12 protein-coding genes are annotated in these 22,232 nt (G+C 48.8%); 6 read left to right on the plus strand and 6 right to left on the minus strand.

Annotated elements, in window-relative coordinates; all coding sequences use genetic code 11:
- Positions 1-241 precede the first annotated feature (241 nt).
- The gene (locus tag L1028_RS08260) at positions 242-8,440 is read right to left on the minus strand and encodes an S-layer homology domain-containing protein (protein WP_234532940.1); all 8,199 of its coding nucleotides are present in this window, start codon (positions 8,438-8,440) and stop codon (positions 242-244) included.
- A 633-nt stretch (positions 8,441-9,073) separates the two neighbouring features.
- On the opposite strand from L1028_RS08260, the gene L1028_RS08265 reads away from it, so the two are divergent.
- Together L1028_RS08265 and L1028_RS08270 are read left to right on the plus strand one after the other, a co-directional pair.
- Positions 9,074-9,910, plus strand: coding sequence for a sulfurtransferase (locus L1028_RS08265; protein ID WP_234532942.1), 837 nt, complete (start codon positions 9,074-9,076; stop codon positions 9,908-9,910).
- 1,201 nt (positions 9,911-11,111) lie between these two features.
- Entirely contained in the window at positions 11,112-11,795 is a 684-nt protein-coding gene (locus tag L1028_RS08270; protein WP_234532946.1) for a DinB family protein, read from the plus strand.
- A gap of 748 nt (positions 11,796-12,543) precedes the next feature.
- On the opposite strand, the gene L1028_RS08275 is transcribed toward L1028_RS08270, so the two are convergent.
- The gene (locus L1028_RS08275; RefSeq protein ID WP_234532947.1) at positions 12,544-12,708 is read right to left on the minus strand and encodes a hypothetical protein; all 165 of its coding nucleotides are present in this window, start codon (positions 12,706-12,708) and stop codon (positions 12,544-12,546) included.
- A gap of 190 nt (positions 12,709-12,898) precedes the next feature.
- On the opposite strand from L1028_RS08275, the gene L1028_RS08280 reads away from it, so the two are divergent.
- The 4 genes from L1028_RS08280 to L1028_RS08295 all read left to right on the plus strand — a co-directional run bounded on the left by L1028_RS08280 (position 12,899) and on the right by L1028_RS08295 (position 18,764).
- Entirely contained in the window at positions 12,899-13,558 is a 660-nt protein-coding gene (locus L1028_RS08280; RefSeq protein WP_234532949.1) for a response regulator transcription factor, read from the plus strand.
- A 2-nt stretch (positions 13,559-13,560) separates the two neighbouring features.
- Complete coding sequence (locus L1028_RS08285; protein ID WP_234532952.1) at positions 13,561-14,964, plus strand: sensor histidine kinase; 1,404 nt, start codon at positions 13,561-13,563, stop codon at positions 14,962-14,964.
- A 61-nt stretch (positions 14,965-15,025) separates the two neighbouring features.
- Positions 15,026-16,108 (plus strand): hypothetical protein, encoded by a 1,083-nt coding sequence (locus L1028_RS08290; protein ID WP_234532953.1) that lies wholly within the window; start codon positions 15,026-15,028, stop codon positions 16,106-16,108.
- Positions 16,109-16,487: 379 nt separating this feature from the next.
- Complete coding sequence (locus tag L1028_RS08295; RefSeq protein ID WP_234532955.1) at positions 16,488-18,764, plus strand: preprotein translocase subunit SecA; 2,277 nt, start codon at positions 16,488-16,490, stop codon at positions 18,762-18,764.
- A gap of 23 nt (positions 18,765-18,787) precedes the next feature.
- Here the strand turns inward: L1028_RS08295 and L1028_RS08300 are convergent, their stop codons facing one another.
- From L1028_RS08300 to L1028_RS08315, 4 genes are all read right to left on the minus strand, one after another.
- Positions 18,788-18,973: a hypothetical protein gene (locus L1028_RS08300; protein ID WP_234532957.1), complete on the minus strand. Its 186-nt coding sequence runs from the start codon at positions 18,971-18,973 to the stop codon at positions 18,788-18,790.
- A 58-nt stretch (positions 18,974-19,031) separates the two neighbouring features.
- The gene (locus tag L1028_RS08305; RefSeq protein WP_234532959.1) at positions 19,032-20,285 is read right to left on the minus strand and encodes an MFS transporter; all 1,254 of its coding nucleotides are present in this window, start codon (positions 20,283-20,285) and stop codon (positions 19,032-19,034) included.
- A gap of 232 nt (positions 20,286-20,517) precedes the next feature.
- Complete coding sequence (locus L1028_RS08310; protein WP_234532961.1) at positions 20,518-21,282, minus strand: ABC transporter permease; 765 nt, start codon at positions 21,280-21,282, stop codon at positions 20,518-20,520.
- The gene (locus L1028_RS08315; protein ID WP_234532964.1) at positions 21,279-22,223 is read right to left on the minus strand and encodes an ATP-binding cassette domain-containing protein; all 945 of its coding nucleotides are present in this window, start codon (positions 22,221-22,223) and stop codon (positions 21,279-21,281) included. Before L1028_RS08315 ends, L1028_RS08310 begins: the two co-directional genes overlap by 4 nt.
- Positions 22,224-22,232: the final 9 nt, after the last annotated feature.

Consider the following 22,232-nt stretch of genomic DNA (forward strand, 5'->3'; position numbering starts at 1 on the left):
ATACTTTCGAGGGTTAATAAATCCATTATAACTATCAATGAAATCGATTTCAATAGCCTTTCGTCCTCTGCCTCAGATCCACTTGTTTTCTCAACAAACATTGCTAGCCTCCATTTCTTTTCGGTTTCAGGCAAAGCAAATCAGGCACCGCATAAGCTATGCCTGATCTCTGCTCTTCCTTTCGAGTGATAATCGGGCCGGATCCGGCAAAAACGTTCACCGAAACGACCCGCCAATTCAACTAGTACATTATTCCGTACAACCGGTAAAGCGTAACAGCAGCTTCCGCCCTCGTGATCGGCGAAACGGGCTGCAAGTAACCGTTATAGCCCTGGAACAAACCAGCCGAAACCGCACGGGCTACACTTTCCCTGGCATAAGCGGATACCTGAGAAGCATCCCTGAATTCCGGCAATGCCTCCCCGCTGCCCACGGAGTGTTCCTTGCCTGCCGCAAGCATGGCGTTGTCCAGCATCATCATCATTTCCTGACGGGTTACCGGCTGCTTCGGCCGGAACTCATCACTGCCCGTACCGCGAACAATCCCCAGCGTCCGGGCAGCATTCACATCTTCATAGTAATAATCAGCCTGCGCTATATCCGTAAAGGAATGGGAGGCTTGCGCCTGCAGATCAAACAGCCGCATAATCATGACTACCGCATCTGCGCGGGTAATAGTTTGAGCAGGCGAATACGAATGCTGTGAGACTCCCTGGATAGCGCCCTTAGAGGCAAGAGCTTCCACCGCTGCCTGCGCCCAGCCGTAGCGGCCCAGATCGCCGAAACTCTTGGCGACTGAGACAACTGCATAACGGCTGAAGTGATGTGTGGTGAATAGCATCTCACTGCCTGTGCTGTCATATCGTCCGCTGACTACCGGCTGTCCCTTGCCGTCTTCCCCGATCTGCCAGAACGTCAGCTGAGAAGGGTTGAGCGCTTCGGCGGAGGAAAGCTGGTAAGGCGTGCGGAACGTAACGGTCGCTAGATTGTTCTGCCAGCTGACAGGGTTGCCGTCCACGGCTGCGCCCAGCTCGACAACCGGACGGCTGCCCGCAGCCTGCTTGACGTCCCCATCCGCACCGGACAGATCCGCGAGCTTAACGGACACAGCAATCTGCTTCGCGTCTTTAGCCGTGCCCGCAAACATATCCCCCGGAAGTAGCAGACTTCCTGCAGGGGTAATGAATTGGATCCGTACCTGTTTCATCGAGGCCAGATATGAGGCAGGTAGCTGCAATTCGAATGTTGTTTTACCCACAGCTGATCCGGCCTTAAACGTAAGCGTCCGCACTCCATTGGCATCTGCCGGAGCGGCGGCGAGCGCCTTCGTAAGCTCCGCTGTGCCGGGAGCAAGAACAGACTTCGTACTGTCTGTTGCGGCTACGGAGACGGAAGGGGCCGGTGTTGGGGTTCCGGCATCAGGAGTGGGAGTGTCCGTTCCCTTCTTACTGATAACCAGCATTTGCGTTCCAGGCATGGCTTCGTAATAGACGAATGCACCTTCACCTTCCCGGACCGGCTTCAGGTTATAAGAAGTGGCTCCCCGTGTGACAGTAACCTCGTTCCACTCGGCCGGAACCTTCGTTCTCAGGGTTAGCGGCTCATTGTAAACTGCCGGGTCCAGTGTACCCTCCAGCTTAACCTCAATTGCACCGGAAGCGGCTTTCGTAGCCTTAGCTGTGGCGTTCTGTCTTTCACGCAAATATTTGCTCACCTCGGCAAAGGTACCGTTCCAAAGAGCATCTTTCCGCTGGGCTACATATCCGTAATGATTGTCATACAGGCTGAGCGGAGGTGAGGACCAGCCTTCACCATCATTGCCATGACCGGTCAGAATCATCCAGTTGCCCTTGGCGATACCAAAGTCGGTCCAATCATCCAGTTGGACAGCCGTTGTCGTGCTTTCAACCATTGTACTGCTCAGATTGTAATACTGCTCTGTGCTGCTGGCGTTGCCGGCATTGTTGCCTCCCTGGCGCGCAGCAACGAAATACTTGGCTGCTTCCGCCGCAACCGCCGCATTGCCCGTATTGTACGGGAGCGCCAGCGATTCCGGCTTATAACCGGTCTTCTCCTTGATCCGGGCGACAGAATCCTTGAACTCGGAGGACACCTCTGACGCGCTGAGCGTGGTCAGATTGCGGTGAGAAACCGTATGGCTTGCTACATCGAAAATCCCTTTATCCAGCAGCGCTTTCCACTGCTCCCATGTGCCCGTGGAAGCACCAGTGTCATTATAGGCATTGTCGATCCAGCCGCTGATCAGCGCCAGCGTTCCTTTCAGGTTGTATTTTTCATGCAATCCGGCAAACCGTAAAACGGATTTGTAGATACCATCATCGTACATAATCGAATATGCGCCGGCCTTGCCGTCTTTCCAGGTGGTGACCTCCGTATCCCCGATGCTGTAAAGTGTACCCCGGATGGCTTTGGCCACTGTATCGGCTAAAGTCCAGGCTCCCTTCGGATTCGGATGAATCTTATCCGGGAAGTCGCTGCTGCTTCCGGCTGTGGCCGCGTTCACGTCGATCAGGGTTGCGCCTGTCGCTTCAGCCGCCTGCCGGATCAGAGGAATGACCCCGTTTTGTAGGACAGAGTTGACAATGCCATAAGCCTCGTTCGGATCGTCGTTGAATACTGCCGGTGGCAGATTAACAAAGACCTTCGGATGACTTGGCAGTGCCTGATACAATTGAATCAGCTCTATATAATTGCTCAGAAACTGGTTCTGTCCCTCCTTCCAGTTCCAGGATTTCGTGTCATTGGTACCAAGCTGGATAACCACGACGTCTGGAGCATAAGTCTGGCTGGCCGCAAATGCTGCTTCGTTCCAGTATGGATCGTCGCCGTCCTTTAGTAGCGTGCGGCCGCTGACACCGAAGTTCTTGACGGCAAAGTTGCTCCCGAGCAGCGACTGGAGCTGTGCCGGATAACTCGTTACGCCAGCATATTTCAGCCCAGCTCCCGCTGTGATGCTATCGCCGACCGCTGCCACCTTGAGTTGACCTTCCGGACGGTTCTTCTCCGGAATTTTTTCCGTATACGTGGCGGGAATTTCATCCGACGGATATTCAGCAAAGTACAGATCGTCAAAATAATAAGTGCCGGGATTCCACTCCGACAATCGGATTTCCTTCAGACGGCTGATATCCGCAGAGGTCTTCATCAGCGGAAGATACACTTTCGTCCACTGCCCCTTGACTGAACCGACATCGGTCCAGTTATTCACGGAGACCGTGCCGTCTGTATCCACAAAGGTAACGTGGATGGTGTTCGATCCCTGCATATCTTTAACATAGAAGGCCAGATAATTGAAGCCGGAAGCATCTATAGAAGCTGCGCCGCCCTGGGGCTTAATGATGACAGATTGCTTATCCGCTCCCGGTGAGCCGCCGTCTCCAGTGACTTCCAGCTTCACACTTCCCGTTCCTCCAGGATTGACCCCGAATGTCCGGTCCACCATCGCGGTGGCATTCACTCCCTGGCCGACCTGCACATCTGTCTCCTCAAAAGACTGGAACCAGCCACTGGAACCTACAGGATACGAAGCGGGCTCCGCACCGGTCTTGTAGGTTGCTGCGAAAAAGTTGTCGACCCATAGCTGCTCAGAAGCGTTCATGCCGATCCTGATCTGGGTAATCGCCAGCGTATTCAACTTCCGGCCGGACAGTGGAACGCCCTGCGCCTTCAGAAGCGGAACACTCAGCCGCGTCCATGCATCTTTCACCGTCTTCCCTTCCGTCTCCGTTGTCCAGGAACGCCCCTCGGCATCCACGAGCGTAATGGAAAGAGGTCTGTCCCCCACGCTGTCCTTGGCGTAGAAGTTCAGGTAATTGTAGCCTGTCAGATCGCTGTTGATCGCGCCGCCCTGCGGAACAAATGCGGCATAAGTCCCGTCCGCTCCGGAACCGGCTGTGATCTTTAGACTCTTCGTGCCGTTGCCTGCCGCGCTGTCTGCTGCTGATTCCAGCTGCAGCTGAGCGGATGAAGATAAATAACCCCGGCCCGACTCAAAGCTCTGGAACCAAGTCGAAATCCCGGCCGGCTTCGGCTGCGTTCCAGCCGAAATCCGGTTATACCTGTTATACCGTTCCGCCAGAATATCCTTCACCTGCTTCGGTGTTGTCCGGTCCATATGATACAGGCCCATCGTCTGCAGGCCCGTAATATTGGTATACCAGTTATATGCAGTCCACCAGGCCGCGCCGCTCAGTAGTCCGTCTGGGTTCGGTGTTCCGTCCTCCGCCCGGGTAGCTGTGCGGGCAAAGGCATTGAAGGTGCCGGTGAACAGCGTCGTCTGCCTTGTGTCCGAGGCGGTTTCGTCACCCGACCAGTAGCCGTACTCTGTGGCGATAATCGGCTTACCCGGATGCAACGCATGTATGGCCTCAATTTCCTCCTGTGTCTCCAAGTCAGTATTCGCACCATAAAAGGCGCCGAAATACATAGTCATTCCGATGATATCCGCCGGGGAATGCGAATGGTCGCTCACGCCTTTGTACGGATTCGCCACGGCCGACTGGCCAACCAGTCTTGTTCCGTCGATAGCATGTGCAGCGTCGCGCAGCTCTTGGATAAAGTTGACACGCTCCAGCTGCCCGCCTGACTCATTGCTGACTCCGTCAAACCAGACGGAAGGACGGTTGTAATTACTGAAGATCATTTCCTCCATCATTTGCTTAGCCTGGCCCCGCTGACGCTGCAGGTCGAAGGCTTCGCCACTGAACCAATAGGCCGGAATTTCCTGCCAGATGGCCAGGCCGATCCGGTCGGCATACTGATAGGTTGGCAGGCTGTGCGGAAAATGCCCAGTTCGGACGAAATTGGCTTTCAGCTCCTCCCTGATCTTCTGCAGGTCGCTGTACCGGGTTACATTATCCAGCGAAGGTCCTTTGTCACTACTGTCCTCCGTATAACCGACCCCGGTGAGGAATGGTGCCAACTCTCCGTTCAGCTTAAGCTGTACACCTTCCGCTTCCAATGTACGGATACCGAACTGGGTATAGAAGGTGTCCGTTACTGCTCCACCGGTCTTCTGCTCTACCTTTAAAATATACAGATTCGGTTCAGACGGACTCCACAGCTTCGGCTCAGGTACTTTCACCTCGATTGTTTGTACCGCCTGCCCGTTGACCGGAACCGTAAATATGCTTCCTTGTGCCGCAACAGCTTCCGTACCCGTCAGGTCCTGCGCATATTCGCTGAGCTGGTTACCCTCTCCGATCTCCGCTTCATAGACTGTATAGGACAGCTGAACCTGCTTCAACGTTTTTCCTGTATGATTCAGAAAGGTGCGGACCGACAGTTGTCCATCCGTATCCAGCGTACGCACATCACTGCGCACCACATAGGTTTCCGGCATAAATTCAACATAGGCGTCCCGTAGAATTCCTGTGTAGTTGAACCAGTCGGACGTCGCGTACGGCAGTATTTCCCCGTTATTGAACGTGTCCCATTTCGGATTGTCGACCCGCACAGCGATTACATTGTCGCCGCCGTAGTTCAATAGACCGGAAACGTCCAATGCGAATGGCGTGTAGCCACCCTGATGCCCGCCCGCATATTGTCCATTGATCCACACATCTGCAAAATAGTTGACGCCGAGGAAAGTAAGCTGTGCAGGCTGCCCCGCAAGAGAGCTATTCACATCAAAATGCTTGCGGTACCATACCCCGCCCTGATAACCCGACTTGTCACTCTTGTTCTCCGGCCCGCTCAGCGATTCGTAAGCTGTGCTCTCATCCTCCGGGAGAGGCAGCGTCTTACCGGTCCAGCTAGAGTCGTTGTAACCAATCTCCTGTCTGCCGCCCGCCTCTTCCTCAAGACCGGCAGTTCTGGCACTGTCCCGGGGTGCTGCTGACAGCTTGGAATCTAGGGTGGTTCTTTCTTTTTTCCAGTCCCCGTTTAAAGAGAGATACGTTCTGTCCTGCTGCTTCTCGAAAGAACCCAGCGGCAGATTGCTAGAATAGGGCATCGCTTCGCCGTTCACATCCTTCAGTACCAATTGCGTAAAGCCGGCATTCGGGAAGCCTGCGCTTTCGTTTTTACCGAAATAAAATTCATCCAAATAATAGGTCCCCGCTTTCACCGGTGTCACCGTCACTGCACTAAGGCGTGCAAATTGGAAATTCGCGCCCTTGTCCAAAGGTATAACGATCCGATTCCAGCCGTCTGCTGTCGTCTCTCCGGTCTGCCAGTCTACCGTTTTGCCGCCAGCATCCTTCAACTGTACGGACAGCGTCTGACCGCCCTGCTCATCCCACACATAAAAGATCAGATGGCTGAAATTAGTGGCGTCGAACTCCGGCTGATAATCGTATGGCAGGTTCTTGTCCGGAGACTCTTCGAGTGCCTGCGGCCTGACGGCTATGCCATTCATGGCAGGGTTGGACGAATCCTGGGACAGCACAGCCCGAATGCTCGCAGAGTTGTATGCACTCGCCGACTTCTCCATGCTGAGCGCAGTGCTCACCCCGGTACCGGCCGTAATCCCGTACCGTCCGTCCTGCCCTCTTGTCTCGAAATTCTGATACCAGACCGCTCCGATATTCTGGGTTCCGCTGATGAAACCGGCCAGTACATCGTCTTCGGCCATGGCAAAATACATATCATCGAGATAATACACTCCAGCATTGTAAAATCCGACGTCGACCGATACAATTTTTGTCAGGTCAATCTTCGAGGCACCTTGCAGCGAAAGCTGCATTTTGACCCATTTATTCTTGGTCGATTTGGAGGTTCCCCACGTGTCCCAGACGCCCCCGTTGGCATCCTTGATGCGGAATTCCACTCCATTGCTACCCTGGGTGTCCTTCAGATAGAAAGCAAGATATGAATAAGCCGACGCATCGAACGTACCACCTTTTTTGGGCTGTACGCTCAAATAACTCCCGGCCGTATAAGGCCAGTCATTTTTGCCCGTCGTGACCATGACACCGGCCATGCCCGCTGCGTTGGCTATATCACCTGAGGATACGGCGGTGGCAGCGCTGCCAGCGGAGTAGCCGGTTCCGCTCTCGAAATCATTGAACAAGGCCGTGCGCTCTGGCTCAAAGGCAGGCGAAGCATCCGTTTCGTTCTGGGCCAGATAAAGATCATCGTAGTAGTACACATTACCGTAACCCCAGTACGTTCCGAGCTCAATCTGCTGCAATCTGGACAAATCAATTTTCGATTTGTCCAACTTTACGGTCATTTTCACCCATTGCTTCGACTCCGTCTTGACCGCTGCGTTTGTTTCCGTATCCCAGACCCCGCCTTCGGCATCCTTGAATACAACATGAATACTGGATCCGGCTGCCGCTGTTGTATCCTTGACGTAGAACAACAGATAACTGAAGGGGGAAGCATCCATATACGTCGCACCGGATACGGTCAAGCTGCCTTCAGGTTTAATTCCGGCTCCATAAACGCCGGTGTTCCAGGCTTCGTTCCGTTCCTTCCCTTCCCCGTCCGTATAGGTATTCTGCACCATTTTAAGACTGCCGGAGCTTGAGGAATAAGCACCAGCCGCACTGACACGCTGGGCGACCGTCGCGGTTCCCTGACCTGCCAAGCCATACCTGCCATCACTGCCGGGTTGTTCGAAGCTCTGGTACATGACAGGCGCCGACGGCTCTAAGCCGTCATCCGGATAAGCGGGCGGCAAAGCGGCAGCAGATTTGGCAAAGTACATCTCGTCAAAATAATAGATGTTGCCCCAGCCCCAATACTCGCCCAGCGAAATGGAGACAATCCGCGAAAAATCGAGTTTTGTCTTATCGAGCGGAATCGAAAGCCTCGTCCACTCATCCTTCACGGACAGCGCCTGGTCCGTATTGGCATTCCATTCTTTCCCGTCTGCATCCCGGATGACAACATTCGGGTTATGAACATCGGCGTCCAGAATGTAAAAATTTAAATAGCTATAGGCAGAAGCATCATAATAGGTCTCTTCGGTAACTGTATCCTTCTGCGGCGATACCGTGAATCCGTAAATATCGGTGTTCCAGGCTCCGCCGCCGGGATTATTGTCGTTCGTCTGGATCAGGCGCACACTTCCCCGACTTCCGCCTCCCGGTGTCCGGTCTGTAACCGACGCCGTTGATGAGGTGCCGACCGCAGAAATTCCATAGGTCCCCCCCTCTCCGGCATGCTCAAAGTTCTGATACCACTTGCTGTCTGTCTGCGTCTGCGGTGGCGTCTCCTGCGCGTAAGCGATATCTCGTGCCATTCCCCCGAACACGACTGGGAACAGCAAAACCAGTGCCATGGCCGCCGCGAAATATTTGTTATGCCCCCGCTTTCGATTTACCGATGTACTTATGGACTGCATAGATGACTCCTTTCGACTCTCAATATTTGAAATCGATTTCATTTTCGAGATAAAAAAAATAGAATTATGTTTCATTCCTTCCTCTTTTAAAATATATAAAACAGTTTGAGCGAATAAGGCATCCAATGCAATATGACTCCATTGGACTTATATTTTTCTTGAAATCGATTTCATTTTCAAATAAAAAAAACCTCCTTCCATTTCTCTCCATCACTTCCCAACTCTCTAACCCGTATAACAGTTGAAGCGAATAAGCAACGATTGTAATCGATTTCAAATCTAATTATAAGAATGCTCCAATAAAAATGTCAACGCTTTCTTTGATATTTCATACTTACACTTTTCGAGCCAAGTGTGTCGTTAGATCTGGTTCTCCTCTTCACTCATTGGTATACTATTATCTTTACACCCGGAGTATTGGACTACTTTCGGCAACTTCTTTTAGCACTGAGTTATTCTTCGTTTTATAGTTCTGAAAAATCTAATAATACTGGTAGAACTGAGACTGATAAGCACATCAAAATCAGGTTTCTACAGATGAAAAACGATTTGATTTTGTTCAGAATCTAGCACTAGAACCCAATCACGACTATCACCCCGGCGCAAGTTCGCGCCATACAACGCACTGGTAGCTTGCCTTCGTGATATCGGTTGATCTAATCACTTGAGGATGCAGTTTAAGCTATAAGCTTAAGGTGCGTCCTCATTTATTTTCCGCTATAATGACTCCATACATATTAATAGAAAGAAGGTATCTTTATGGAACCAATCGTTTCTACCCGATGGCTGCTTGCTCGGTTATACGAACCTGAACTGGTTATAGTCGATTGCCGTTTTTTACTCACAGATCCGGAAGCTGGGCGTAAAGCCTATACGGAAGATCATATTCCTGGCGCAATCTATTTGCATCTAGAAGAACAACTCTCCGCTCCAGTAAGCGCACACGGTGGACGCCACCCACTGCCTGAGATCTCGAAGCTAACCACCGTTCTTAGCAAGGTTGGCATTAACAGAGAAAGTATTGTTGTAGCATATGATGATCAAGGTGGTGCCTACGCTTCCCGTCTTTGGTGGATGCTTCGTTATTTAGGGCATGAACGTGTGTTTGTAATGGATGAAGGCTACTCTGCTTGGAAAAAAGCATCCTTCCCCGTCAGTGATCACCAAGCCGTGCGGATTTCGAGTCAGTATGAAGCAGATGTCCAGCAAGACTTGCTTGCTAGCATGGAAGATGTGCAAAATGTGGTTAAGAGCGGTGGCGCACTATTGATTGATTCACGGGAATCCCGCCGCTACGAAGGGCTTGAAGAACCAATTGATCCAAAGGCAGGACATATTCCTGGGGCGATCAATAAGTTCTGGAAAGAAGTGCTGGATGAGCAAGGACGCTGGAAATCAACTGAGGTGCTGAAAGAGCATTATGAGGGGATTGATCCTGAGCAAGAGATTATCGTATACTGCGGTTCAGGTGTAAGTGCCTGCCCGAATGTGCTCGCGCTTGGAAAAGCTGGGTATAGGAATGTAAAGTTGTATGCGGGTAGTTGGAGTGATTGGATTAGTTATGGGGGGAATCCTATCGCAACAGGAGAAGAGTAAGAGCTGAGAGGCCGCGTGGGACGCGGGTTTGGGGGCTGTGACAGGTTATGGGCAATTGACCTGTTGCAGCCTTTTCTGTGCCTTCTAGCAAACAGCTTGCAAACAAAAATAGGAAGAAAGCAGTTCCAAGAACCCTAGAACCAGCTACAGTACAATAGTCGGGACGGGTGTTCGTTGAATGCTCGTCCACCATGTCGCCGTCCATCCACAAACAGGTGCTGCGAGTCCTTTGGTGCAGAGCAGGAGCAAGAGTAGCTCTGGGATCAATTCGCTTGCGTTTCGTTGGCGTTCCCTATATCCCCCGATTTTGTGTCGTCCACAATAGGAACCCGTTGGTTCGGACGAGTGGATTTGGATGCAGCAGAACGATAGCCGTCCCACAGCCAAAACCGTCATGAGCGGGAGCCGTCCGGAGCAAGAGTCCTCCCAGAGTCCAACCGACAGCACCAAATACAGCAGGAGAAAGAGTAAGCCAGCGACTCGACCGTGTTGCTTTCGTTACCTAAACCCTAAAGATCAAAAGAGTTACTCAGCCACACCCCCTGTAAGGAAAAAAGCGGAGCGCTTAGTTAGGAGAATAAAAATTAATATATATTTGTTTTTCTCTCTTATTGTTGTCACACCTCTGTCACACCTCCGTCACTCCTGCCACCTACTATCACCTTTTGTCACTTGTGGTGGCAGTTCCGCTTGCTCCTTCTCCACAGCTCTGCGCTTAACTTTTGTCACGCTGTCACCTTTTGACCCCTGTTCCAGGCTATCTGTTGTTGTGTTACCTTGTTATTCTTGGGTTTGCATTGGTTCCTTTGGGTGACAACGTGACAAAGCTTGCTCTGCTACTCCTTTGCTACGGCTTCCGTCCGCTGCCACCCCGTGACAACAAGTGGTAGTTAACCAGGTAAAAGCATAACCAAGTACTGCCACTGATTTTGTTGGTGTTCGGTTTAAGGTGTCCAACTCAGTGACAAAGGACTAGGGTTGAACGGTCTGCAAGGCCGCTGCTGCACTGGTCAACAACTCGTCCAACTTCTCCGCTGCCTCCTGTCACCAAAGTTATGGCGGCAACGTACTAGTTCATATATAATATATATAAAATCTGGAAATCCAAGCGGACAAGCCATACATAAATTTATTCAGTCAATCCACGCTGCGCTAAGGGCAGCAATCTTCAACAAACGTCACAAGAGGAGGTGTTGATTCCATGGACTTGGAAGAACAAAGGGTTTGGAGTGAGAATCTTAAGGCTTTAAATGAAATGATGTTAAACCCCCAAGAACATGCCCAAGCCGTTCAATCATTTCTTTCTCTGCATGCTTGGTTACATTCTTCATCCGTAGGGAATTTATCCGAACTAACATTACATGATGCCGTAATAAAAAATTTGGACGAACAAACCTTCAGAAAGTACCCAGTGAACCTTTCGGATACGAAAAACTCGATTGCATGGCATCTTTGGCATAGTGCCCGACTTGAGGATATGACCATGAGTATTCTAGTTGCTGATGATCAACAAGCTCTTTATTCTGGAAATTGGTTCAAAAAAATGAATACTAGATTTACTCACTCTGGTAATGAGATGAGTGAAGAAGAAATTGACGAGTTAAGTTCAAGTATAAATTTCGAATCATTATTGGCTTACAAAACTTTCGTTGGTAAAAAAACAAGACAAATCATATCGATGTTGAAGCCAGGACAGTTTGTAGACAAGGTTGAACAAAGCAGAATCAAACGATTGTTCGATGAAAATGCTGTTACTCAAAAGGCAAGTAGTCTAGCCGATTACTGGAGTAAAAGAAATATAGCTTGGCTAGTACTGATGCCTGCAACAGAACATATCTTTATACACTTGAAAAAATGCATTCATATAAAGGAAAAAATTAATTGACCAATGAAGAAGTCACTCCAAAGAGCAGAAGTGACATTGCTAGTGAGAGACGATAAATCAATGTGAAGACTTGCAATCAACATTCAACAGGCTGCAAACAACAACGTTGCGGCCTGTTCTTGTCCCATCCACACCTTCTAGGTGCTACCTTACTTCCCATACCTTTCTTGGCGTTCCTTTTACCTCACTCGATTACCTTGGGTTACCTTGCCTTGGCGCTGACCCCACTGTTACACAAGCCCCGTCGGTTACGGGCTTCTTGCTCCCTAAGTGCTCCTAAGCGTAGCCAAGGGTAGCGGTTCAACGTGGGTGCTGGGATATCTTCCAAGGCATTCCCGCCGTGCTGCTCCGAACCCCTACCTTATAGAGTTGGAACCCACTGAACATAGGGGTTCGTGGAGGGATAAGAAGTTGGAGTGATGAGGAGAATCGGTGGCTACTGGGGAAGAATAAGGACTATAAGACCGCTTGGGACGGGGCTTTGTGCAGGAGTTACACCTTAAAGTTGTAATCATACCTATGTACTAGTAAAAGGGAGCCCGCGCTAATAAAAGAATAGGTTTCTTCAGTACCCGCAGCGAACCCTCCATATTCTCAACGGTGTCGCTAAGAATATTTAATTCCTGCGTGAGATCTATGTATGTTCATATGGTTTCAAGTATAATTCCCCGATCTTTTCTTTGGTGCATAGCGGATAGGACTGCCCCAACTCATAATATAGAAGGTAAGCCGTAGCAGTCCGGGAGTTTCATCTGATAGCACTAGACAATATTCCTGCCGCTTCCCCAAACGATTCATAAAAGCCAAAATTCCCCTCTGAAGGTGAATCTCCTACGATATATTCGAATAAACAGCTATATTTGCCGTTGCCCTCCCCTAACTGAGTCAAAGTTTCTCCTGCCTTCCATTCCACTCGGGCCATACCTCATTGATTATACTATTTGTCCACTTGTGCCACCCTCTCTTTAACATGCTTTTCTATTCTAGTAGGTATTATCGCTTGATGAAACTACCACCCTTCTGGACAATCCTTCCTCTAGTTGTATATAGTGTATAACTGAAGTGGCACTTAGTGAGCAAGGTACTAGGAGGAGAAATACGAAATGGCAAATATATTGGTAGTAGAAGATGAACGAGCGATCAATGATTTAATTACAATGAATCTCAAGCTGGTTGGACATACATATAGCAAGGCTTACCGTGGACCGGAGGTTTTCGAAATTCTGGAGCGTGAAAAGACTGATTTGATTCTGCTGGATGTTATGCTTCCGGAACTGGATGGTTTTGAGGTGATGCAGCGGATTGCACATATGCAGGTTCCAGTGATTTTGATCACCGCCAAGAATTCTTTGGCTGACCGCATTAAAGGCTTCGAGCTGGGCGCGGATGATTATATCATTAAACCATTTGAAATTCTTGAATTGCTGGCAAGAATCAATGTAGTCCTGCGCAGGGGTGAAAAAGGCACTTCCAGCTTCATTTGCGATAATGTTGAAGTGCGTTACCTGGAACGGCAAGTTTTAGTAGATCAGACACCGGTTGATTTGACCGTTAGAGAATTCGAGTTGCTTGAAGTATTAATTCGTAACCGGAATATTGCATTGTCGAGGGAAAAGCTGCTGGAATTGGCGTGGGGCTATGATTTTGAAGGCGACACCCGCACCGTGGATGTCCACATCCGTCAGCTACGTAAAAAGCTGGGCTGGGAAGAACGGATCAAAACCATTTTCAAGCTAGGCTACCGCCTGGAAGTTCAGAGCTAATCATGAGATTCTGGCATAAGATTCTGCTGTCGGTACTCGCTCTCTTTATTGCTGCTCTGGATGTAAGCGTCATTATGGTGATGAAAAAAAGCTGGCAGCTAAACATGGACAGTGAAATGCAGAGAGCATCCAGTGAGCAATTGTTAATCGCCAACAATATTTATGAGAACCTTAATTCTATCCAAGCGCGGGGAACGGCATTGACCCCTATTCTACTGGCCAGCGTCGCTGAGTCCTATGGCGATTATTACCGTAAGCAGGGGATCTATTTGCAGCTATGGGAGAACGACCGAATGATTTACCCTCCCCAAAAAGGACAATTTGGGAAATCTAATTTTGGAAAAGGCGATCAGCCTGTATCCACAGACGAACGCTCTATTCAGCTCTCCACTCAGCTTCCTGCTCCTTACCAGCATTTGCTGCTTGTCTATCAGCGTGATATCAGTGAGCTCTTCAACAAGCAACAGGAACTGAATCGCTTTTTTGTAATGATTAACTGGATCGTGGGACCCGTTCTGCTGCTACTTCTTTATCTTCTAATCCGGCATCTAAGCAAGCCGCTAAAGCTCCTGTCAGAGACCAGCAAAACAATTGCCGAAGGCGACTATACGAAACGGGTGCAGCTGCGCAGCAAAGATGAATTTGGCGAACTGGCCTTGAACTTCAACCGGATGGCGGAGGCCGTGGAGCAGCGGGTTACCGAACTCTCGGACATGGCTGAAGAGAAACAAAGGATGGTTGATAATTTGGCCCACGAGTTGCGAACGCCTTTGACCAGCATGCAGGGGTTCGCCGAGTTTCTTACCACGGCCAATATTGGACAGGAAGAACAGCAAACTGCGGGCGGCTATATTCTTAGTGAAACCCTTCGTCTCAAGAATCTGGCCTTCAAGCTGCTGGATTTGTCTGTCCTCCGGCATCAGCCGTTGGCACTTCAGCAGGTGGATATTTCGGAACTATTTCAAGCTATCCATCAGACGGAGCGCCCAAAATTGACGGAGGCTGGCATAAGATTTCATGTCCAACATACGATTTCAAATGTCTGGGGAGATCCCGATTTACTAGCTTCATTATTGGTAAATCTGGTTGAGAATGCGATTCACGCCTCCAAGCAAGGCAGCGAAATCCACATGCTGGCCTATGAGCTGGATGGAGAAGCCGTGCTAGAAATCCGTGATACGGGAACCGGAATCACCACTGAGATGGCTAAACGTGTGTTTGAACCGTTCTACCGGGGAGACCAGGCTCGTTCACGTGAATACGGCGGCGCAGGCCTAGGATTATCCTTATGTCGGCAAATTGCTGAAGCGCATAAAGCCAGACTATCCTTAAACTCTGTCCTCGGCGAGGGAACTAGCATCAGACTCTTTTTACAACTCTATAACAACTGCCCTCCTACTCTATAACATCTTTGGATTAAGGTTAGGAAGATTCATCATCATCCGATCCCAATGGAGGTTAAGTTAAATGAAGAACAACAAGATTTCCGCTACACTCGCTGTACTCTTGTTCTCTGGAAGCGTGCTGGCGGTGAGCGCATTGATTGTCCCAGGGTTTGTGAATACCACCGCCGCCAAGAGCATTTCTGCAGTACAAGACTCGGGTAATCTAACCTTGACCAGCAGCAAGGCACCTGTACTAAAAGTGGAAGCAGAAGCTCCGGTATCTACTGTGAACAGAGATCTAGAGCAGCTGATGACCCAAGAAGAAATGCAGCAAATTTATGATTTTGCGGACAAGCCCAATAACGAAATTATCACCATCGGAAGGGAGATGACCGAGGATGAAATAAACCGGAGGCTGATATTGGAAGACCAGTATGTGTATGACGGCCTTCGTCCCAAGCAACTGTTCCCGTTAAAATCGGGACAAGCGGAGTTTTATTTTGACTTGGAGAAAAACACGCTCAAGTATCCGAATCGGACATTGACTGACGAGGAACTGTTACAATATATTGACTGGTTCTACCGGGAGGCCTATGCCTTGTCCAAGCGGAATATTGTAACCCCTCCAGACTCAGGGAGTTTGAGCCAGACCGACGCCGTTGCCATGGCCGCTTCAAGTGTACGAAAAATATTCGGAGCTGATGTCTCCAAGCTTGAAGTAAAAGCAAGCCAAGGAGAATTCATGCTATCAAAGAAAAAGACCTGGATGGTAATATTCACCCCTTATAAAACCAACACCTTAAGAGGACAAGGTAAGGAATTTTGGCAATATACTGTAATAATTGATCCCTCCACCCGGACGGTAGTAGATACGACCGCAGCTAATTTTTCACTCACAAGAACCCCAATCAATGCTGAAGCTGCCATCGCTATCCAAAAGGATGCAACCTGGATTAACGAGGCTACAAAAATAGTTACAGATAGACAAGGAGAAACCCGGAAAATCGCCATGGCTTCCCTGACAGACACTGACGTGAATAATAAGCGCGGCATGGTAGCGGTCAAAATGTTGCTCGAAGACGGCAGCAGTTACACCGCAGAGTTACGCTACCCAGATCAGACTCTTCGGTGCCTCATCTATGAAGAAGCAGAAGCTGCCAAATAGGGATATAAAGGATGAACAAAGGGGAAATTGTATTTTAAAACGGTAAAACCAGTTCTTGAAAAAGTCAAGGAGGCTACTGGGGGAGAGTAAGAGTTGCGAGTAATTTGGATAAGTAGTTTGTGGACTGAACTAGGTGATGAGTAAGATCCCTGTTCAGTCCTTTTTGGGTTCTTTTGCAAACAATCTGCAAACTAGAATTCGAAGATGATAGTTGCAGTGTACCTAGAAGCATCCACGTTTTAATAGTCTCTATCATTTGTCCAAATTGCATTTAATAGAATATTTTGGTAGATTGAATCCAAGAACTTGTTAACCGACTGATCAGCGCAAATTTTGTTCAAAACTAAGCGTATTTCTACCGAGGGGAGATCAGATTTCAATGAATATAGCCGTCAAATTGATGCAAAAATTCAAAGACCGCGATACCCATAATAAGCTGAAAGTTTATCAGGACAAAGTGGTGCTCATCAGAAAACGGAATTTGGAAGCATGGGACGATGGGCAGCTTTTAGTGGAATCCCTCCGGCTACAAAAAGAAGCAAAATCAGGTACATCTTTGGATGAGCTGCTTATCGCTGCTTATGCGTTAGTTTGCGAGGCAGCGAAGAGAACGCTTGGATTAAATCCTTACGATGTCCAGATCATGGCTGCTATCGCTCTGCACGAGAGATTCTTGATCGAGCAGCATACCGGTGAAGGAAAAACACTGTCTGCTGTTATGCCTGCATATCTAAATGCACTGACTGGCAAAGGTATTCATGTACTGACTTTTAACGATTATTTAGCCAAACGGGATGCGGAATGGATGGGTCCGATCTATCGTTTCCTCGGATTAACGGTAAACTCGGTTCAAGCGGGTATGAGCCTGTCGGAGAAACAGGAAGCATACGCCCAGGATATAACCTATGTTACGGCCAAAGAAGCGGGATTCGATTACTTGCGCGACACAATTGCACTAAACGATGCCGATACCGTACATCGTCCCTTCCACTACGTCATCGTCGACGAAGCGGATTCGCTGCTTCTCGACGAAGCGCGAGTGCCACTAGTCATCAGCGGTGATTCTCCCTCTTCCAGGAGCGACGGCTTTCGTTTCGCAGAAGTGGCTCGGCAGCTCAAGCGAGATGAGCATTACGACTTCGACGAGTTCCAGCGGAACGTTTACTTAAATGAAACAGGCGCTGCGCAAGCGGAATCACTGCTGGGATGCGGCAATTTGTACGATAGCCATAACAGTCACTTGCTGACGTCATTAAATTGCGCACTGCATGCGGAATCGTTATTAATGAAAGACGTCGATTACATCGTCCGGGACGGAAAAATTGAGCTGATCGAAGAATATACCGGCCGGGTGGCGGAGAACCGGTATTTGCCGGACGGGCTACAAGCCGCGCTTACGGCAAAAGAAGGATTGTACTCCATAGCCGGCGGAAAAATTCTCGGGACGATCACCATTCAACACTTCATCAGCCTGTATCCGCAGATTTGCGGAATGACGGCTACCGCTCATGCATCCGCAATGGACTTCGAAGATATTTATGCCCTGCAGGTGCTGCAAATTCCGCCGAACCGGCCAAACATCCGGATCGACCAGCTGCACCGGATTTATACCCATAAAGAAGCCAAGCTTAAGGCACTCGTACAAGAAATCTCATCCGTCCATAGGACGGGACGTCCAATTCTCATTGGTACGTCAAGCGTCGAAGAGTCTGACATGCTGGCGAAGGCGCTAGCGGTTGCCGGCGTACCTTGCCATGTTTTGAATGCAAAAAACGACGCAGAAGAAGCCGGGATCATCGCCAAAGCGGGAGAAACCGGTGCAGTGACGGTGTCTACAAATATGGCGGGACGCGGGGTCGACATCCGGCTCGGCGGCGGCGACCCCGCGCAAGCAGAGGTAATCGCTAAGCTGGGCGGGTTGTACGTAATTGCCACCCATGTGAACGAAAGCGTGCGGATCGACGACCAGCTGCGCGGGCGTTCCGGTCGCCAAGGCGATCCGGGAGCTTCCGTTTTTTATGTAAGCTTGGAGGACGAGTTACTGCTTCGCTTCGGCATCCATAAAGCAGTTCGCGCTCCCAGGCAGGATGAGGCTCTTGAAGAGACGGGGCTCAGCAGCAAGATCACAAGTATTCAGCGGATTGTTATGGGCCAAAACTTCGATATCCACAAGGAACTGAACTGTTATTCGGATATGGTGGAGGATCAGAGGCGAATTCTATACGCGGAGCGGCTCCGAATTTTGAAAGGCGAGCAGCCGTTGAGCCCAGCGGAGCAGCGGGTACGGCTTTTTTATATCGACGAATTCTGGGCTGACCATCTTGCATACGTTTCTTACCTTCGCGAAGGCATTCACTTGGAGAGCCTTGCCAGCCGCAATCCGATCGACGAATTTCATGCGCAAATCACTGAAGCCTACGAGCAAATTCCTTCTAAAATAAATATCGCGTCAGAAAATATGCTTGAAAAGCTCGGAGGTTCGAATGATCCGGCAGAGTGGGAAAAGTTCGGTCTGAAGAGCCCTGCTTCCACCCGGACTTATATTATCAACGATCAATACCTACAGAATAAGCGAACCTCATGGACCGGAACGACCGTATTTGCTTATTGGCTTCGCACGGTTGCAAGGCCGATATTCAAGCTGTCAAAATATTGATGCAATGAAGGGGCGATTAGCCCCTACTCCTCTAGCTCATCCAGCTTCGCTTCCAATTCAGCCAGCTTGCGATTCGCTTGATCCAATATCTCCTGTTGTTCTGCGGCTTTTGCTCGTTTTATTTCTTTTTTGATGGCCACAATCTGCTGTTCCAAATAGAGAATTTCAGCTTCATTTTCTGCGTTGTTCCAGATCTGTGAATAAGTCATTGTCAGGCCTCCTTTTTTCTCTACGCAAAGGTTTCAAGTTCACGCTTCTAGCAAAATCCTACTCTTTTAATGCTTCCTGTATTAAAGGCATCCCAGCTTCAACTAAACGTTTGTTTCGAATGAAGAAAATGGACAGTATTACAATTAACACCCCTGTTCCAACAAGAAGCCATTCAATCTCAATTACATCTGCGAGCGGACCGAATATCAGCATTCCGATTGGCATCATGGAAGTCGATATCATACCAAAGACTCCGAATATGCGTCCCAAGTAATCCGGATCTACCTTCTCTTGTAGCATTACGGTTGTCGGTGTATTAAAGACGGGCATAGCTACGCCGAATATAGCCATCATAACCAAGTAGATCCAAAAAACAGGTACAATACCCAAAGCTAACGTACATACCCCCATAATTAAGCTAGCGAAAGTCATCGTATATACTTTGTTTCGAAAACCGCCCCATGAGGCAATGATTGCTCCGCCAGCCATCATACCGATAGAAAAAGCAATTTCAATGGCTGTTAATCGCCAGTAGCCATCTCCAAAGCTGCGTGTCACTTGAAGTGGTGTTAAAAATGCAGCCGGTGCCATCAATACGAAGAAAAAGGCGAAAAAAATGAAAAAGATTTTGAGAAAGCTGTGGTTTTTAATATAGCTTAAACCCTGTTTAAAATCGTCCAGATAGCTTGTCGTTTGTTTATCAGCCGCTTTTTTATGCAATGGTATTTTCAAAAAGAAAGATAATGTAGAGATCGCTATCGCCGCTGTGACAACATCGATAAAGAAAATAATCTCGATGGTTGCCATTGTAAGCAATGACGCACTTACGATAGGTGCAACAAACATCATAAGCGCTTGAAGACTTCCGTTGATCCCGTTTACCTTCGTCAGCTTATCCTCTGGCACGATTTGAGGTAATATTGCCCCAACTGCAGGCGTCTGAATCCCAGCTCCGAGCGCACGGACTGCAGCAATGGCGAACAACAACCATATCTCATCATAACCAAGTAAAAATGTAATGGCTAAAATCAGTGTGACAAAGGCAATCATGGCATCTGCTATGATAATAAGATATTTCCGGTTGAAACGGTCCGCCCATACACCTGCAAACGGTGATAATAAAAAGGTAGGAATGAATCCGCAAATAATAAATAATGTCATCATCATACCTGATTTTGTTGTGAGCGTAACATACCACATAATTGCATATTGAACTAATGCAGAACCGAATAACGAAAATGTTTGACTACTTAGAAAGATAATTATATCCCGTTTCCAATGTTTTTTGTTTTGTGCTTCGTTTGGTATCACTATAATTTACTCCCCCATTTTCAAAAAATATTATTCATTCCCCATTCGCCTATTAAAATTAATTGCCAAATCCGGTACTTCTAATTCTATGTACAAAAATTTTATATAAATCATATTTCTAGAATAGCACAGAAATATTCACCCCACCATTCAGCCAACATCTTAAAATTAGCCTATGCACACAAAGAGCCGGTCCCCCCTCTTTCGAGAAGCCACCGGCACTTTTTTACGTTTATTTCATTCTCCGTTTATACACTCGCATAGCGGAAGCCCAGAAGAACCCAAGTATCGCCAAACTCCATAATACCGCCACAAGCGTAGTTTTATCCGCCGTCCCTCCGAGTAAAAGAGAACGAATGCTCTCGATAAGCGGTGTCATGGGCTGATATTCCGCGAATACGCGGATAGCCGAAGGCATGCTGTCGGTCGGTGCAAAGGCTGAACTAACGAATAAAAGTAACATCAAAATGTAAGAAAATACTCCTGCTCCCTCGAATGATTTGGCAAGCAAGCCGAAGGTGACGGCAATCCAAGTGAACGCAAGAACGCTAAGCAACAAAATACCAATGGCTAATACCCAACCGAGCATATCCGCTTTCGGCCGAAATCCCATGCCAAAGGCAACAAGGAAAATGGCAAGCAATGAAATGACGTTAAAAACCAATGAAGCAACCACATGACCGCCTAGAATGGAGGCTTTTGCAATCGGCATGGAGTGGAAACGCTCGAATATGCCTTTCGTTAAATCGTTATTGATACGAAGAGAAGAATAAGCCACGCCACTGGCAATGCAAAAGAGCAATATTCCAGGCACAATATAATTGATATAGCTTACATCACCGGTGTTCATCGCTCCGCCAAAGATGTAAACAAAGAGCAGCATGATCATGATCGGCATGGCGATGACGGTAATAATCGTGTCGATGCTACGTGTGGAATGGCGAATGACGCGCCCGCTCATGACGGCGGTATCGCCTAGGAAATGAATGAATTTCATCGGGAGCCCTCCTTTTTGCTGGTGACAATTGCGAGAAAAACATCCTCAAGTGAGGGCAGTTTCTGGGCAAACTCGGCAATTTCTATGTCAGCTTCCGCTGCTTTCGTTAGCAGTCGCATCAAATGTCTTGTACTTCCGTCTGTAATGACGGAGAGCGTTAGATTGTTCGAATCAGCGGTCGCGTTGAATTCTTTTAATAGGTCGCATGCTTGATTTAGCGTTGTTTCATTGTCGAATCGAAGTTCGATATGACCACGAGGTAACCTGCTTTTAAGCTCCGCCGGACTGCCACTTGCCACGATATGACCTTCGTGTAAGATCGCGATTTGATCGGCTAGATGGTCAGCTTCCTCTAAATACTGCGTAGTTAGAAAAACAGTGACACCCGATCTCGCTAAATCCTTGATCATCTCCCACATAGCAAGACGCGCTTGCGGGTCAAGTCCGGTGGTCGGCTCATCGAGGAAAATGACCGAAGGGTTCCCCAGTAAGCTCATGGCCAAATCCAAGCGCCGACACATCCCTCCGGAATACGTGGAGATTCGGCGATCGGCGGCATCGAGCAAGTCAAAACGACGCAACAACTCCTCGGCTTGTTTGTCAGGATCCGGCAAATGGCGGAGTTTGGCCATCATTCGCAGATTCTCACGTCCGGTCAGGATATAATCAGCGGTGACGCTTTGTCCTGTCAGGCTAATTTCCTTACGTACTTGCTCCGGTTGCTTAGTTACATCGTCTCCATTAATCTTTGCGCTTCCGTTGTCAGGCTGGAGCAGGGTGGCAAGAATTTTGATCATAGTGGTTTTACCTGCACCGTTAGACCCGAGAAGAGCAAAGGTTGAACCCTTCTGAACAGTGAAGTCCACCCCCCGCAACACTTCCACGTTCTTATAGGATTTTTTGAGGCCTATTACCTCAATCGCCCAATTGTTCGATGTCATCCTAATCCC

It is taken from the genome of Paenibacillus pseudetheri, assembly GCF_924513355.1.
Classification (GTDB): Bacteria; Bacillota; Bacilli; order Paenibacillales; family Paenibacillaceae; genus Paenibacillus_AQ; species Paenibacillus_AQ pseudetheri.

What these genes read in the sequence shown, in the direction of transcription:
- L1028_RS08295 (WP_234532955.1), top strand. Translation starts at nt 16,488, where the DNA reads ATGAATATAGCCGTCAAATTGATGCAAAAATTCAAAGACCGCGATACC.
- L1028_RS08285 (WP_234532952.1), top strand. Translation starts at nt 13,561, where the DNA reads ATGAGATTCTGGCATAAGATTCTGCTGTCGGTACTCGCTCTCTTTATT.
- L1028_RS08280 (WP_234532949.1), top strand. Translation starts at nt 12,899, where the DNA reads ATGGCAAATATATTGGTAGTAGAAGATGAACGAGCGATCAATGATTTA.
- L1028_RS08315 (WP_234532964.1), bottom strand. Translation starts at nt 22,223, where the DNA reads ATGACATCGAACAATTGGGCGATTGAGGTAATAGGCCTCAAAAAATCC.
- L1028_RS08310 (WP_234532961.1), bottom strand. Translation starts at nt 21,282, where the DNA reads ATGAAATTCATTCATTTCCTAGGCGATACCGCCGTCATGAGCGGGCGC.
- L1028_RS08265 (WP_234532942.1), top strand. Translation starts at nt 9,074, where the DNA reads ATGGAACCAATCGTTTCTACCCGATGGCTGCTTGCTCGGTTATACGAA.
- L1028_RS08290 (WP_234532953.1), top strand. Translation starts at nt 15,026, where the DNA reads ATGAAGAACAACAAGATTTCCGCTACACTCGCTGTACTCTTGTTCTCT.
- L1028_RS08270 (WP_234532946.1), top strand. Translation starts at nt 11,112, where the DNA reads ATGGACTTGGAAGAACAAAGGGTTTGGAGTGAGAATCTTAAGGCTTTA.
- L1028_RS08300 (WP_234532957.1), bottom strand. Translation starts at nt 18,973, where the DNA reads ATGACTTATTCACAGATCTGGAACAACGCAGAAAATGAAGCTGAAATT.